The sequence below is a fragment of the Streptomyces sp. NPDC008313 genome, assembly GCF_042956125.1.
In the GTDB taxonomy this organism is placed as follows: domain Bacteria; phylum Actinomycetota; class Actinomycetes; order Streptomycetales; family Streptomycetaceae; genus Streptomyces.
In genome coordinates this window covers 42368-55728 of record NZ_JBIBFR010000030.1, presented here as the reverse complement: position 1 = coordinate 55728, position 13361 = coordinate 42368, and the positions used below count along the sequence as shown (strand labels likewise).

Genomic DNA, 13361 nt, shown 5'->3' with positions numbered 1-13361 from the left:
TAGGCCGCGGAAGGCGTCCTCGGGCAGCCGTCGTCCACGGTTGCCCGAATGCGACCCGGCCTCCCGTATGCATCTGGTATGCGCCGATCGGGGCGTGTTCAACCGCTCATCCCGCTACTCCGCTCCCGGCAGGGCGACTTCCGCCGCCGCCTCGGGTCCCTGTTCCAGCAGGACCGCGAAGCCGTCCTCGTCCAGGACGGGCACCTTCAGCTGCACGGCCTTGTCATATTTCGAGCCCGGGTTGTCACCGACCACCACGAAGGACGTCTTCTTCGAGACGGATCCGGTCACCTTCGCTCCGCGGCTCTGCAGGGCCTCCTTCGCGCCGTCCCGCGTGTGGTGTTCGAGGGTCCCGGTGACGACGACCACGAGACCCGCGAGCGGCCGGGGTCCCTCGTCCTCGCCGGCGCCCTCGTCCTCCAGCCGGACGCCGGCGGCCTTCCACTTCCGCAGGATCTCGCGGTGCCACTCCTCGGCGAACCACCGCTTCAGGGAGGCCGCGATGATGTCGCCGACCCCGTCGACCGCGGCCAGCTCCGCCTCCGTCGCCTGCTCGATCCGGTCCAGCGACCGGAACTCGCGGGCCAGCGCCTCGGCGGCCACGGGTCCGACGTGCCGGATCGAGAGGCCGTTGATGAAGCGGGCGAGCGGCCGGGTCTTCGCCTGCTCGATGTGCTCCAGCAGCGCGAGGGTGTTCTTCTTCGGCTCGCCCTTCTGGTTGGCGAAGACCGTGACGACCTTCTCCTCACCGGTCTTCGGGTCACGCTTGGGCAGACCGCTGTCCGGGTCGAGGACGTACGCCTTGATGGGCAGCAGCTGTTCCACGGTGAGGCCGAAGAGGTCGCCCTCGTCGACGAGCGGCGGGTCGGCCGGCTCCAGCGGACGGGTCAGGGCCGCCGCCGCGACGTTGCCGAAGTGCTCGATGTCCAGGCTCTCGCGGCCCGCGAGGTAGGAGACGCGCTCTCTCAGCTGGGCGGGGCAGGTACGGGCGTTGGGGCAGCGCAGGTCGATGTCGCCCTCCTTCATCGCCTTGAGCGGCGTCCCGCACTCCGGGCACTCGGCCGGCATCACGAACTCCCGCTCGCCGCCGTCCCGCAGGTCGACGACCGGGCCGAGGATCTCCGGGATCACGTCGCCCGCCTTGCGCAGCACGACCGTGTCGCCGATGAGGACGCCCTTGGCCTTCACGACCTCCTGGTTGTGCAGGGTGGCGAACTCGACCTCGGATCCGGCGACGGTGACCGGCTCCACCTGGGCGTACGGCGTGACACGGCCGGTGCGGCCGACACCGACCTTGATGTCGACGAGCTTGGTGTTGACCTCCTCCGGGGCGTACTTCCAGGCGATGGCCCAGCGCGGGGCGCGGGCCGTGGAACCGAGGCGGCCCTGGAGGCGGATCTCGTCGAGCTTGACGACCACTCCGTCGATCTCGTGCTCCACGGAGTGGCGGTGCTCGCCGAAGTGCGCGATGAACTCCCGTACGCCGTCGAGTCCGTCGACCACCCTGTTGTGCCTGGCGGTCGGCAGGCCCCACTCGCGCAGCAGGTCGTACGCGTGGGAGAGCCGGTCGATGTCGAAGCCCTCGCGGGCGCCGATGCCGTGCACGACCATGTGCAGGGGGCGGGTCGCGGTGACGCGGGGGTCCTTCTGGCGCAGCGAACCCGCCGCCGCGTTGCGCGGGTTGGCGAAGGGCTTGTCGCCGCCCTCCAGCAGACGGGCGTTCAGCTCCTCGAACCGCTCCATCGGGAAGAAGACCTCGCCGCGGATCTCCACCAGGTCCGGGACGCGGTCGCCCCTGAGCCGGTCCGGGATCTCCGCGATGGTCCGGACGTTGGGCGTGATGTCCTCGCCGGTCCGGCCGTCGCCGCGGGTCGCCGCGCGCGTGAGGCGACCGTGCTCGTACGTCAGGTTGACGGCGAGGCCGTCGACCTTGAGCTCGCACAGGAAGTGGTAGCCGGAGGCGCCGACGTCCTTGGCGACTCGGTCGGACCAGGCGGCGAGCTCCGCGTCGTCGAAGGCGTTGTCCAGGGAGAGCATGCGCTCCCTGTGCTGGACGGCGGTGAACTCGGTCGCGTACGCCCCCGCGACCTTCTGGGTCGGGGAGTCGGGGGTGCGCAGCTCCGCGTACTCGTCCTCGAGCGCTTCGAGGGCGCGCAGGAGCTTGTCGAACTCGGCGTCGCTGACGACCGGCTGGTCCTTCACGTAGTACCGGAAGCGGTGCTCCTCGATCTGCTCGGCGAGCTGGGCGTGCCGCTCCCGTGCCTCGGCGGGTACCGGTGTGGGTTCCGTGTGCTGTTCGCCGACCACCGTGTTGTCCTCCCGTTACTCAGGGTTGTCCGCGAGGGATCTCGCCGCCCGGGCGCAGTGGGCGAGCGCCCGCCGCGCGTACTCCGGGGAGGCCCCCGCGAGTCCGCACGCCGGAGTGAGGGTCACCGCCTCCGTGAGAAGTCCCGGAGACAGCCCCAGCCTGCGCCACAGCGTCCTGACACCCATGACGCTACCGGCAGGGTCCGACAACGGGCCGTCCGTGCCGGGGACGACACCGGCGAAGAGACGGGTGCCCCCTTCCACTGCTTCCCCGATCGCGTCGTCGTCACGCTCGGTGAGCAGCGAGAAGTCGAAGGAGATGCCCGCGGCACCCGCCCGCCGCAGCAGGGCGAACGGCACGTCGGGGGCGCACGAGTGGACGACGGCCGGCCCGTGGGCGTGCGCGGCGACGGTCTCGCGCAGGGTGGCCTCGACGAGCTGCCGGTCCACGGCCCGGTGGGTGCGGTAGCCGCTCGCGGTCCTCACCCGTCCGCGCAGCACGGAGACGAGGGAGGGTTCGTCGAGCTGGAGCACGACGTGGGCGCCGGGGACCCTGCGCCGTACGTCGTCGAGGTGGACCCGCAGCCCTTCCGCGAGCGAGCCGGCGAGGTCGCGGCAGGCACCGGGGTCGGAGAGGGCGGCCTCGCCGTTCCGCAGTTCGAGGGCGGCGGCCAGGGTCCAGGGGCCCACCGCCTGCACCTTGAGCGGCCCGTCGTAGCCCTGGGTGAACTCCTCCAGGGCGTCGAGGTCCTCGCCGAGCCAGGCCCTGGCCCGCTTGGTGTCACGGCCGGGCCGGTCGCCGAGCCGCCAGCCGCTGGGCTCCACGCGCGCGTACAGCTCGACGAGCAGGCCGGCGGTCCGGCCGATCATGTCGGCGCCGGGCCCTCGCGCGGGCAGTTCGGGCAGATACGGGAAGTCCTCGAAGGACCCGGTGACCGTCTTCACGGCCTCCCGGGCGTCCCCGCCCGGCATGGACCCGACCCCGGTGGCGGGACCGAACCTGAACACGCTGTTTTCGCTCACACCGGAAGCGTACGTAACGCTCCGCCTGCCCGGTCCACGGACCGGCACCGGCCGCCGGCCCGGCGGCCGGGCCGGCCGACCCGGCGGCCGGGTCCGTCAGCGGCCCGGGCGGACCGTCAGGTCGTTGACCTCGGCGTCCCTCGGCAGGTCGAGGGCCATGACGATCGTCGTGGCGACCGACTCCGGGTCGATCCACCGGGAGGCGTCGTACTCCTTGCCCTCCTGCTGGTGGACCTTGGCCTGCATGGGGCTGGCCGTGCGGCCGGGGTAGACCGAGGTCACCCGGACCCCGCCCGCGTGCTCCTCCTGGCGCAGCGAGTCCGCCAGTGCCCTCAGGCCGTGCTTGGAGGCCGCGTACGCCGACCACTCGGGGCCCGCGTGCAGACCGGAGCCGGAGTTGACGAACACCACGTGCCCCTGGGCGGCGCGGAGCTGGGGCAGGAAGTGCCGGGTCAGCTCGGCGGGGGCGATCAGGTTCACGTTGAGCTGGTGGCGCCAGGACTTGGGGGTCAGCTCGCCCACCGGGCCCAGGTCGACGACGCCCGCGATGTGCAGCAGCGAGTCGACCCGTTCGGGCAGGGTCTGGTGCGAGAAGGCCCAGGAGAGCTTGTCGGGGTCGGCCAGGTCGCCGACGAGCGTGCGCGCGCCCGGGAACCGCGCCGCGAGTTCCTTCGCCCGGCCCGCGTCGCGCGCGTGCAGCACGATGTCGTCCCCGCGCGCGTGGAGGCGGCGGGCGACGGCCGCGCCGATGCCGGAGCCGGCCCCGGTGATCACATGTGTAGCCATGTGCGCCATGCTCGCACCACCGCGGGCCGGGGCTCACCACCAGTGCCTCTCGTCCGGATCACGCCGGGCTCACGGGGTCTGGCCCCGATCCCGACGAAAGACCCCCGGGCGCGCGTCACCGGAGCCCCGGATCCCGCGCTCGCGGGTCACGGCTCCCCCGCGCCCCGGCCCTCACCGCACGCCCGCGCTCTCCTCCAGGTACGCCAGCGCGCCCACGGGCTCCTCGGCGAAGAACACGAGGTCCGTGAGGGGGCACGGCAGGAACCCCTCGTCGTCCATCCGCCGGAACTGCTCCTTCAGCCCGTCGTAGAAGCCCGCCGTGTTGAGCAGCACCACCGGCATGTCGGTGTGGCCGTGCTTCTTCAGTTCCAGGATCTCGGTGGCCTCGTCGAGCGTCCCGGTGCCGCCGACCATGACCACGACGGCGTCGGCCTTCTCCAGCAGCAGCCGCTTGCGCTCGGCCAGGTCCTTGGCCACCACCATGTCGTCGACGCCGTGGCGCACCGCGTGCGACAGGAACTCGACGGAGACGCCGCACAGGCGTCCCCCCGCCTCGTGCACGCCGTCGGCGACCACCTTCATCAGACCGACGTCGGAACCGCCCCACACCAGCGTGTGCCTGCCCTTGCCGAGAAGTTCGGCGAACTCCCTGGCGGGCCGGGTATAGCGGTCGTCGAGATCGGCGGCGGAGAGGAAGACACAGATGTTCATGCGCCCACGGTACGAGCCCGCCACGCCCGGCCGCCCCTCCGGGGAAGAAGTCGGCCACCCCCGGCGCTGTACCACTCATGACCGGACACACGATCACGATCGAGCAGGGCACGCAGCGGGTACGCGTCGTGCACGGCGACCAGGTGCTGGCCGAGAGCGACCGGCCCCTGCTGCTGCGCGAGACCGGCCTTCCCGTCCGCTACTACCTTCCGCCCGAGGACGTCCGCCTCGACCTGCTGACGCCCTCCGACACCCACACGCACTGCCCGTTCAAGGGAGACGCGTCGTACTGGTCCCTCCCGGACGCGCCCGACCTCGTCTGGGCCTACCCCGACCCTAAGCCGGACGTCGCCGCGATCAAGGACCACCTCTGCTTCTACGACGTCGAGGCCGCGGCCGGCTGACGGACGCGCCCCGGCCGGCACCCCTGTCGCCTCCGTGGCGCCCGTCGCGCCTGTCGCGCCCGTCGCGCCTGTGATCAACCGAACACGTTCCAGGGCTCGTTGACCGTCCTAGGATCCCCGTGCGGGCGCGGCGAACGACCGCGCCGGCACGGGGAGCCGTCATGCGTTACGCCGAAAATCCCGGCACGCACCGCGAAGTGCGCATCGCCGCCGGTCCGGCACGGGTGTGGGAGATCGTGACCGATGTCGAGGCGATGGCCGGGTGGAGTCCGGAACTGGTCCGCGTCGAGTGGCAGGACGGGGCCGACGGCCCGGATGCCGGAGCCCGCTACATCGGGCACAACCAGCACCCCGTCAACGGCGAGTGGCGGACCGTCTCCCAGTTCACCGAGTGCGTCCCCGGCCGCACCCTCACCTGGTGCGTCCTGGACCCCGACGGCCGCTACGGCGACCCCGCCACGGACCCGGCCGACCGCATGGCCACCTGGTCGTTCGCCCTCACCGAGGCACCGGACGGCCACACCGTCCTGCGCCAGTCGGTCACCATCGGCCCAGGCCGCTCCGGTCTGAGCGCGTACATCGACCGCGCCCCCGACCGCGAGGAGGCGATCGTCGCCTACCGCCTCGACGAACTCGGCAAGGGCATGACCGCCACGCTGGACGGCATCAAGGAGGCGGCGGAGCGCACGGAACGGGCACAGACCCCGGCGCCGTAGCCCGTACGTGACCTGGAACCGTGTCTTCCGCCATGACGATCATGATGAGATCACCGGATGCTCGGTCTCATCATCCGTCTCCTGCCCTTCTGGGTCCGCGAACCCCTGCTCATCCTGGTCGGGTCCGTCTTCGGCGTAGGCATCATGATGCGCGCCGCCCTCGACGGGGTCTGGGGCATGGCCGCCCTCGGCGCGGTGCTCCTCGTGGTCACCGCGCTCCGCGTGCGCATGGTCCACAAGGCGCTGCGCGCACGCCGCAACCCGGCTCCCGCGGAGGGAGCGGCGCCCGGCGCTCCGGCCCATGCACACCCCCAGCCCCAGCCCGTGCCCGTACCGTCCCCCGCCCCGCGCGCGCCGGAGAAGCACAACGCCTGGGGCCAGGCCTTCGCCGCCGTGGCCGTGTTCGGGGCGATCGGCGGTGTCCTGTGGCTGGGCCCGCACCTGATGCCGTCCGACGACACCGCGGCGCGGAACGTCTCCTGTCCGGACGGGGAGCACGAGAAACTGCCCGCGGCCTACCGCAGGACGCCCCAGGCCCCTACGGGTGAGGAGTTGTGCAAGGCGCTCAACCGGCCCGGCCTGGCCGGGCTCCTGGGAACGCCCGGAGAGACCGCGACCACGGCGTCCGGCACCAGCGACACCGCGCCGCTGACCGACGGCAAGGTCGCCCAGCCGGAAGCCGAGGTCAAGTTCGACACGTACACCGTGAACGTCTCGGCCACGTACAACGACCTGTCGACCGCCCGGTACGCGAAGCTGATGACGACCGGGGAACAGGATGTCGAGACGCTCGAGGTGCTCGGCCGGCCCGCGGTCTTCTCCTCGGGTCACACCATGCAGTTCGAGATCGATCTCGGGAGTGAGGGGTCCAGCGGGCCGGTGCAGCAGGGCCCGCCGGCCAGGACGCTGACCGTGGCCCTCGACCGCAAGGACCGGGGCGGCTATTACGACATCACCGTGTGGAGCGAGGCCGGTTTCCCCCCGGACGACAGCGTTCTCGTCGGCATAGCCGAGAAGGTGCTTCCGGCGGTCTCCGGACACGCCTGACGTCCGGGGGCCTCGCCCTTCGCCCCGCGGGACCCCGGGTCTCTCCGGACCGGCTTGCCGCGCCGCTGCCGGACGGTCAGACCGCCGCGGCCGCCCGCGCCGTCGTCGCGATCGTCGCCGAGCCGACCACACGGGTGCCGTCGTACAGGACGATCGCCTGGCCGGGGGCGACGCCGCGGACGGGGTCGGTGAACGTGACGTGCAGGGTGTCGTCGACGAGGCCGGCGGTCACCTCGGTCTCGCCGCCGTGGGCGCGCAGCTGGGCCGTGTAGGTGCCGGGGCCGGCCGGGGCCGTGCCGCACCAGCGGGGCCTGACGGCCGTCAGGGCGGTCACGTCCAGGGCCGCGGCCGGGCCGACCGTCACCGTGTTGTCGACCGGGGAGATGTCGAGGACGTAGCGGGGCTTGCCGTCGGCGGCCGGGGTGCCGATGCGCAGGCCCTTGCGCTGGCCGATGGTGAAGCCGAACGCGCCCTCGTGGGTGCCCACCTTGGCGCCGGACTCGTCGACGATGTCACCCTCGGCCCGTCCGAGCCGGTTCGCGAGGAAGCCCTGGGTGTCGCCGTCGGCGATGAAGCAGATGTCGTGCGAGTCGGGCTTCTTGGCGACGGCGAGGCCCCGGCGCTCGGCCTCCGCGCGGATCTCGTCCTTCGTGGTGACCGTGTCGCCGAGCGGGAAGAGCGCGTGGGCGAGCTGCCGGTCGTCGAGGACGCCGAGGACGTACGACTGATCCTTGGCCATGTCGGAGGCGCGGTGCAGCTCGCGCGTGCCGTCCTCGCGGACGATCACCTGGGCGTAGTGGCCGGTGCAGACCGCGTCGAAGCCGAGGGCGAGCGCCTTGTCGAGCAGCGCGGCGAACTTGATCTTCTCGTTGCAGCGCAGGCACGGGTTCGGGGTGCGGCCGGCCTCGTACTCGGCGACGAAGTCCTCGACCACGTCCTCGCGGAAGCGCTCGGCGAGGTCCCACACGTAGAAGGGGATGCCGATGACGTCGGCGGCGCGGCGGGCGTCGCGGGAGTCCTCGATGGTGCAGCAGCCGCGCGCGCCGGTCCGGAAGGACTGGGGGTTCGCGGAGAGGGCGAGGTGGACGCCGGTCACGTCGTGCCCGGCGTCCGCGGCACGGGCGGCGGCGACGGCGGAGTCCACGCCGCCGGACATGGCGGCGAGTACACGGAGGGGGCGGGGGCGCTGCGGGGTCTCAGTCATAACCCCTCCAGGGTACGGGGACGCGGGAACCGGAGCCCGCGCGTATCCGTTGAAGATCGCATGGGGGACAAGCCGGCGGAGAAGAGGGACGACGCGGACCGCGGGGTCGGGCGGCGGACCGTGCTGATCGGCGGCGCCGCGGCCGCCGTGGGCACCGCCGTGCTGGCCCGGGACGAGCTGGCGCACCTGTGGTGGAGGCTTCCCGGGGTGGAGAGGCCCCGGGTGGCGGGCGCGGTCGACTTCCGGGGCGCGCGGTGGGTGGCGGCGTCGTCGGCGAACTGGCGGCGCGCGGACCGGCCCGACGACTACCGCATAGACCGCGTGGTCGTTCACGTCACCCAGGGCAGCTTCAAGAGCGCGGTGAAGGTGTTCCAGGACCCGGGGCACGGCGCGGCGGCGCACTACATCGTCGGCAAGGACGGGCACGTCACGCAGATGATCCGCGAGCTGGACGTCGCCTTCCACGCGGGCGACCGCGCGTACAACGAGCGCAGCGTCGGCATCGAGCACGAGGGTTTCGTGGACCGGCCGCGGGACTTCACCGACGCGATGTACAGGGCGTCGGCGCGGCTCACGGCCGCGATATGCGGGCGGTACGGCATTCCCGTGGACCGCGAGCACATCGTCGGCCACGTGGAGGTGCCCGGCACGGACCACACCGACCCGGGCCCGCACTGGGACTGGGAGCGGTACATGGGGCTGGTGCGGCGGGCGCGTACGTCGGCCGGGGACGCCGGGACCACCGGGAAGGCGTGACGGGGCTTCCCCCGGGGCCGCCTAACTGAGCCCCGCCGTGCGGGCGCGTTCGACCGCCGGGCCGATGGCCCCGGCGAGCGCTTCCACGTCGGCCGGCGCGGAGGTGTGGCCGAGGGAGAAGCGGAGCGTGCCGCGGGCCAGGTCGGGATCGGTGCCGGTGGCGAGGAGGACGTGGCTCGGCTGGGCGACGCCCGCGGTGCACGCGGAGCCGGTGGAGCACTCGATGCCCTGGGCGTCCAGCAGGAGCAGCAGGGAGTCGCCCTCGCAGCCGGGGAACGTGAAGTGCGCGTTGGCGGGGAGGCGGCCGCCGGGGGCGGGGTCGCCTCCGAGTATCGCGTCGGGCACCGCCGTGCGTACGGCGTCCACCAGCCGGTCGCGCAGCGCGCCGATCTCCCGGGCGAACCACTCCTGCCGCTCGGCCGCGAGCCGTCCCGCGACGGCGAACGCGGCGATCGCGGGCGCGTCCAGGGTGCCGGAGCGCACGTGCCGCTCCTGGCCACCGCCGTGCAGTACGGGCACGGGGCTGTACTCGCGGCCCAGCAACAGCGCGCCGATGCCGTACGGCCCGCCGATCTTGTGGCCGGACACGGTCATCGCGGCGAGACCCGAGGAGGCGAAGTCGACAGGGACCTGGCCGAAGGCCTGGACGGCGTCGGCGTGCAGCGGGACGTCGAACTCGGCGGCGACGTCGGCCAGTTCACGGACCGGCATCAGGGTGCCGATCTCGTTGTTGGCCCACATCACCGTGGCCAGGGCGACGTCGCCGGGGTCGCGGGCGATGGCCTCGCGCAGGATGTCCGGGTGGACCCGGCCGTGGGCGTCCACGGGAAGGTACTCGACCGTGGCGCCCTCGTGCTCGCCGAGCCAGTGGACGGCGTCCAGGACGGCGTGGTGCTCGACGGGGCTGGTGAGGACGCGGGTACGGGCCGGGTCGGCGTCGCGGCGGGCCCAGTACAGGCCCTTGACGGCGAGGTTGTCGGCCTCGGTGCCGCCGGAGGTGAGAACCACCTCGCTGGGGCGGGCGCCCAGGGCGTCGGCGAGGGCCTCGCGGGCCTCCTCGACGGTACGCCGGGCCCGGCGGCCGGCTGCGTGGAGCGAGGAGGCGTTGCCGGTGACGCCCAGCTGGGCGGTCATCGCCTCCACCGCCTCCGGAAGCATCGGAGTGGTCGCGGCGTGGTCGAGGTAAGCCATGGTGAGCCCGATTCTACGGGGCCGCCTCCCCGGATCGGGGCCCGCGGGGTGGGTCCCGGCCGACCGGCGGCCCCCGCGACGGCGCCGGGGTGGGGCGATGTCAGCCGCCGAAGCTCCAGGACAGCGTGTTGTCGGCCTGCATGAGGGCGACCAGCACGATCAGGTCGGCGATGCCGAGGCCCAGTCCGAGGCAGGCGCGACCGCGGCGGGCGGTGCCGCGCCAGAGGGCGACGGCGGCCAGCGTGATGGCGATCGGGCCGAGGAAGATGTTGAGTGCCAGGAGGCCGACGAGGCCCAGGACGAAGGAGGCGACGGCCATGCCGTCGGTGTCCCGGGTCCCGGTGCGGCGGCGCGGTGCGGCGGTGAGTTCCATGATGCAACTCCCAAGGGTGAGTTGGCCGGAAGGGACGGCCCGGCGGGGCCGGCGACGGGTCAGCGGGTGGCGCGGCGGCGGGTGCCGCGCTCGCGGATCGCGAAGACGATCAGCCAGACGCCGATGACGGCGGCGCCGATCAGGCTGACGGACAGCGGTGCGTGGGCGACGGTGCCGAGCACGACGCCCAGCAGCAGAAGCGCGGCGACGAGGATCAGCATGAGCGGCCTCCCTTTCGTGGACGAGGAGCACGCGTGCCGTACGCGTACGGCACGGTGAACATATGTGGTTACAGTCGTTCACTGACTACCGAGTCTAGCGCGCTTCATGCTTCCCAATTACAGAGAACAGTTGTTAACTGCATGGTATGAGTCACACTCTCGGCGTCCGGCAGGCGCAGAAGCGGAAGACCCGGCAGGCGCTCCTGGACGCCGCTCTGGGCCTGCTGGAGGAGCAGAGCCTGAGCAGCCTGGGTCTGCGGGAGGTCACCCGCGCGGTCGGAGTCGCCCCCACCGCCTTCTACCGGCACTTCCACTCGACGGCCGACCTCGGCGTCGCCCTCGTCGAGGAGGCGCTGGGCAGCCTGCACCCGATGATCGGGACCACGGTGTCCCCGGCGGGCGACAGCGAGGAACGCGTCGCGCGCGCCGTCGAGCTGATCGCCCGTCACGTCGACGAGTACCCCGCACACGTGCGCTTCATCGCGCGGGAGCGCAACGGCGGGGTCCAGCCGGTGCGGAAGGCGATCGGCGAGCAACTGTCCCGGTTCGCCGAGGAGGTGAGGGACGGGCTCGCCGAGGACCCGGAGTCCGAGGGCTGGAGCGACGACGACCTGCTGATGCTCGCGGGACTGTACGTCGACCAGATGCTGATGACGGCGACGCTCTTCCTGGAGGCACGGGAGGCCGGCCGGACCCCGGAGGAGTCGGCGCGGGAGCGGGACCGGGTGGTGGGCGTGGCCCGTCGTCAGATGCGGCTGATAAGCATCGGTCGCCGCCACTGGCTGAGCCGCGACGAGTGACCCCGGCCGCCCCGGTGCGGGCGCGCCCGAAGGTCCGGCCGGCGGCTGCCGCACCCGGCCGGACGGCCGACGGCCGTGCCCCTCGCCGGGAGGGCGGGGAACACGGCCGTGGTGCGGGCGGACGCCGGGGGCGCCGGTGCGCGTGCGGGTCAGCCCAGCCGTACGCGGGCGAGCTGGCGGGACTGGGCGACCAGGCGGTCGGCGCTGTCCCAGACCTCGGCGTCCTCCTCCAGGAAGCCGCCGGCGAGGTTGCGCGTGGTGATGGAGACGCGCAGCGGGCCCGGAGCGGGGCGGCAGCGGACGTGCACCGTCAGCTCGACGGTCGGCACCCAGCCGGACAGCCCGATCTCGAACGCCGTCGGCGGCAGCGCGTCGACCGCCAGCAGCAGCGACAGCGGGTCCGCGTCCCGGCCGTCCGCGAGGCCGAACCAGGCCCGCATCTCCCCCTTGCCGGACGGCGCACCGAGGGCCCAGCCGAGGGTGGCCGGGTCGAGCTTGAGCATCAGGCGGTCGGTGATGGCCGAGCTGCCGGGGACGGGGGACGGACCGTCCTGCGGACCGAAGCACTGGTCCATCGGCGGGATCGCCGGCGGCTCGGCGCTGGTGCGCACGTCGTCCGGGAGCGTGTCCAGGTCGCCGTAGGAGGCGAGCACGCGGATCCGCTCGACCTCGCGGCCCTCCTCGTCGTACTGGAAGAGCGAGGCCTGCCCGGTCGACAGGGTCCGTCCGGTCCGTACGACGTCCGTGCGGATCAGGGCCGGGCCCGGCTGGGACGCGGTCAGGTAGTGCGCGGAGATGGTGAACGGGTCGGAGTGCGGGAGGGCCTCGCCGAGCGCACGGCCGAGCACCGCCAGCAGATAGCCGCCGTTCACCGCGGTGATGATCGTCCACCCCGCGGAGAGGTCGATGTCGTAGACGCCGGGTTCGCGCAGGGTGACCGCGGTGTCCCGGTCGAACTCGCTGTCGCCGATCGTCGCCTGTACGAGAGCTGCTTCTGACATGGGAGAACGGTACAACACGTAATTACTAAGCGGTAGCTTTTGTGCCGGTGCCTTGTGCGGTGCCTTGTGCGGCGCCTTGTGCGGCGCCTTGTGCGGCGCCTTGTCGGCTCCGGCCACCCGCCCGGCCCTCAGTCCTCGACCTCGCGCACCGTCGACCGCCGGTGCCAGGCCCTGGGTGCCCGCCAGTGGTACCGCATCGCGAGCAGCCGCAGGACGAAGGCGGTGACCACGGCGAGGCCGGAGGTGAACGGCGTCAGCGCGTCGTAGTGCAGGCACAGGGCGACCATCGTGGCGCCCACGATGGCGGGGACGGCGTACAGGTCGCGGTCCCAGCGCAGCAGCGACGGCACCTCGTTGGCCAGCACGTCGCGCAGCACACCGCCGCCGACCGCCGTGCCCAGCCCGAGGGCCGCCGAGGCGGTGAGGCCGAGCCCGTACGCGTACGCCTTGGTGGTGCCCGCCACGCAGAACAGGCCGAGCCCCGCGGCGTCGAAGACGTTCACGCCGACCTGGATCCGCTCCACCTGCGGGTGGAGGAAGAAGACGAGCAGTGTGGCGAACATCGGCGTGATGAAGTACCCGAGGTCCGTGAAGGCGGCCGGGGGCACAGCGCCGATGACGACGTCGCGCAGCAGGCCGCCGCCCAGCGCGGTGACCTCGGCGAGGACGGCCATGCCGAAGACGTCGAAGTTCTTGCGCACGGCCAGCAGGGCGCCGGAGATCGCGAAGACGAAGATGCCGATCAGGTCGAGCGTGTGCTGGACGGACGGGGTGAACAGTTGCTGAGACACCCGACATTCTTACTCACGGCCCGCACGGCA

At 72.7% G+C, this 13361-nt stretch carries 15 protein-coding genes; 5 read left to right on the top strand and 10 right to left on the bottom strand.

What is annotated here, in order from left to right:
• Positions 1–114: 114 nt before the first annotated feature.
• The 4 genes from ligA to ACFY93_RS30645 all read right to left on the bottom strand — a co-directional run bounded on the left by ligA (position 115) and on the right by ACFY93_RS30645 (position 4827).
• Entirely contained in the window at positions 115–2307 is a 2193-nt protein-coding gene (gene ligA / locus ACFY93_RS30660; RefSeq protein WP_391365041.1) for an NAD-dependent DNA ligase LigA, read from the bottom strand.
• A 15-nt stretch (positions 2308–2322) separates the two neighbouring features.
• Positions 2323–3330, bottom strand: a complete 1008-nt coding sequence (locus ACFY93_RS30655) for a methionine synthase (protein ID WP_391365039.1) — start codon at positions 3328–3330, stop codon at positions 2323–2325.
• A gap of 96 nt (positions 3331–3426) precedes the next feature.
• Complete coding sequence (locus tag ACFY93_RS30650; RefSeq protein ID WP_391365037.1) at positions 3427–4125, bottom strand: SDR family oxidoreductase; 699 nt, start codon at positions 4123–4125, stop codon at positions 3427–3429.
• A 162-nt stretch (positions 4126–4287) separates the two neighbouring features.
• Positions 4288–4827 (bottom strand): TIGR00730 family Rossman fold protein, encoded by a 540-nt coding sequence (locus ACFY93_RS30645; RefSeq protein WP_391365035.1) that lies wholly within the window; start codon positions 4825–4827, stop codon positions 4288–4290.
• 77 nt (positions 4828–4904) lie between these two features.
• Here ACFY93_RS30645 and ACFY93_RS30640 point away from each other — a divergent pair, with 77 nt between their 5' ends.
• From ACFY93_RS30640 to ACFY93_RS30630, 3 genes are all read left to right on the top strand, one after another.
• The gene (locus tag ACFY93_RS30640; RefSeq protein ID WP_391365034.1) at positions 4905–5231 is read left to right on the top strand and encodes a DUF427 domain-containing protein; all 327 of its coding nucleotides are present in this window, start codon (positions 4905–4907) and stop codon (positions 5229–5231) included.
• A gap of 161 nt (positions 5232–5392) precedes the next feature.
• On the top strand, positions 5393–5947 hold the full coding sequence (locus ACFY93_RS30635) for an SRPBCC family protein (protein ID WP_391365032.1): 555 nt from the start codon (positions 5393–5395) through the stop codon (positions 5945–5947).
• Between the two features lie 57 nt (positions 5948–6004).
• Positions 6005–6994, top strand: a complete 990-nt coding sequence (locus tag ACFY93_RS30630; RefSeq protein WP_391365030.1) for a DUF6215 domain-containing protein — start codon at positions 6005–6007, stop codon at positions 6992–6994.
• Between the two features lie 76 nt (positions 6995–7070).
• Here ACFY93_RS30630 and mnmA read toward each other — a convergent pair whose 3' ends face one another.
• Complete coding sequence (mnmA, locus tag ACFY93_RS30625) at positions 7071–8198, bottom strand: tRNA 2-thiouridine(34) synthase MnmA (protein WP_391365028.1); 1128 nt, start codon at positions 8196–8198, stop codon at positions 7071–7073.
• Between the two features lie 60 nt (positions 8199–8258).
• Between mnmA and ACFY93_RS30620 the strand changes: the two genes are divergently transcribed.
• Positions 8259–8954 (top strand): N-acetylmuramoyl-L-alanine amidase, encoded by a 696-nt coding sequence (locus tag ACFY93_RS30620; protein WP_391365026.1) that lies wholly within the window; start codon positions 8259–8261, stop codon positions 8952–8954.
• A 21-nt stretch (positions 8955–8975) separates the two neighbouring features.
• On the opposite strand, the gene ACFY93_RS30615 is transcribed toward ACFY93_RS30620, so the two are convergent.
• The 3 genes from ACFY93_RS30615 to ACFY93_RS30605 form a co-directional block, all read right to left on the bottom strand.
• Positions 8976–10145, bottom strand: a complete 1170-nt coding sequence (locus tag ACFY93_RS30615; protein ID WP_391365024.1) for an aminotransferase class V-fold PLP-dependent enzyme — start codon at positions 10143–10145, stop codon at positions 8976–8978.
• Positions 10146–10245: 100 nt separating this feature from the next.
• Positions 10246–10518, bottom strand: coding sequence for a DUF4190 domain-containing protein (locus tag ACFY93_RS30610; protein ID WP_391365022.1), 273 nt, complete (start codon positions 10516–10518; stop codon positions 10246–10248).
• Between the two features lie 59 nt (positions 10519–10577).
• Positions 10578–10739: a hypothetical protein gene (locus ACFY93_RS30605; RefSeq protein ID WP_391365021.1), complete on the bottom strand. Its 162-nt coding sequence runs from the start codon at positions 10737–10739 to the stop codon at positions 10578–10580.
• 146 nt (positions 10740–10885) lie between these two features.
• Between ACFY93_RS30605 and ACFY93_RS30600 the strand changes: the two genes are divergently transcribed.
• Positions 10886–11539 carry a TetR family transcriptional regulator gene (locus tag ACFY93_RS30600; RefSeq protein WP_391365019.1) on the top strand — a complete coding sequence of 218 codons (654 nt, stop codon included), beginning with the start codon at positions 10886–10888 and terminating at the stop codon, positions 11537–11539.
• Between the two features lie 149 nt (positions 11540–11688).
• Here the strand turns inward: ACFY93_RS30600 and ACFY93_RS30595 are convergent, their stop codons facing one another.
• Both ACFY93_RS30595 and ACFY93_RS30590 read right to left on the bottom strand, forming a co-directional pair.
• Positions 11689–12540 carry an acyl-CoA thioesterase domain-containing protein gene (locus ACFY93_RS30595; protein ID WP_391365017.1) on the bottom strand — a complete coding sequence of 284 codons (852 nt, stop codon included), beginning with the start codon at positions 12538–12540 and terminating at the stop codon, positions 11689–11691.
• A 128-nt stretch (positions 12541–12668) separates the two neighbouring features.
• The gene (locus tag ACFY93_RS30590; RefSeq protein ID WP_391365015.1) at positions 12669–13331 is read right to left on the bottom strand and encodes a TRIC cation channel family protein; all 663 of its coding nucleotides are present in this window, start codon (positions 13329–13331) and stop codon (positions 12669–12671) included.
• Positions 13332–13361 lie beyond the last annotated feature (30 nt).

Bases quoted from the DNA above. Each gene is read 5' to 3' on its own strand.
- ACFY93_RS30650 (WP_391365037.1), bottom strand. From the start codon at position 4,125: ATGGCGCACATGGCTACACATGTGATCACCGGGGCCGGCTCCGGCATC.
- ACFY93_RS30645 (WP_391365035.1), bottom strand. From the start codon at position 4,827: ATGAACATCTGTGTCTTCCTCTCCGCCGCCGATCTCGACGACCGCTAT.
- ACFY93_RS30640 (WP_391365034.1), top strand. From the start codon at position 4,905: ATGACCGGACACACGATCACGATCGAGCAGGGCACGCAGCGGGTACGC.
- ACFY93_RS30635 (WP_391365032.1), top strand. From the start codon at position 5,393: ATGCGTTACGCCGAAAATCCCGGCACGCACCGCGAAGTGCGCATCGCC.
- ACFY93_RS30630 (WP_391365030.1), top strand. From the start codon at position 6,005: ATGCTCGGTCTCATCATCCGTCTCCTGCCCTTCTGGGTCCGCGAACCC.
- mnmA (WP_391365028.1), bottom strand. From the start codon at position 8,198: ATGACTGAGACCCCGCAGCGCCCCCGCCCCCTCCGTGTACTCGCCGCC.
- ACFY93_RS30620 (WP_391365026.1), top strand. From the start codon at position 8,259: ATGGGGGACAAGCCGGCGGAGAAGAGGGACGACGCGGACCGCGGGGTC.
- ACFY93_RS30615 (WP_391365024.1), bottom strand. From the start codon at position 10,145: ATGGCTTACCTCGACCACGCCGCGACCACTCCGATGCTTCCGGAGGCG.
- ACFY93_RS30610 (WP_391365022.1), bottom strand. From the start codon at position 10,518: ATGGAACTCACCGCCGCACCGCGCCGCCGCACCGGGACCCGGGACACC.
- ACFY93_RS30605 (WP_391365021.1), bottom strand. From the start codon at position 10,739: ATGCTGATCCTCGTCGCCGCGCTTCTGCTGCTGGGCGTCGTGCTCGGC.
- ACFY93_RS30600 (WP_391365019.1), top strand. From the start codon at position 10,886: ATGAGTCACACTCTCGGCGTCCGGCAGGCGCAGAAGCGGAAGACCCGG.
- ACFY93_RS30595 (WP_391365017.1), bottom strand. From the start codon at position 12,540: ATGTCAGAAGCAGCTCTCGTACAGGCGACGATCGGCGACAGCGAGTTC.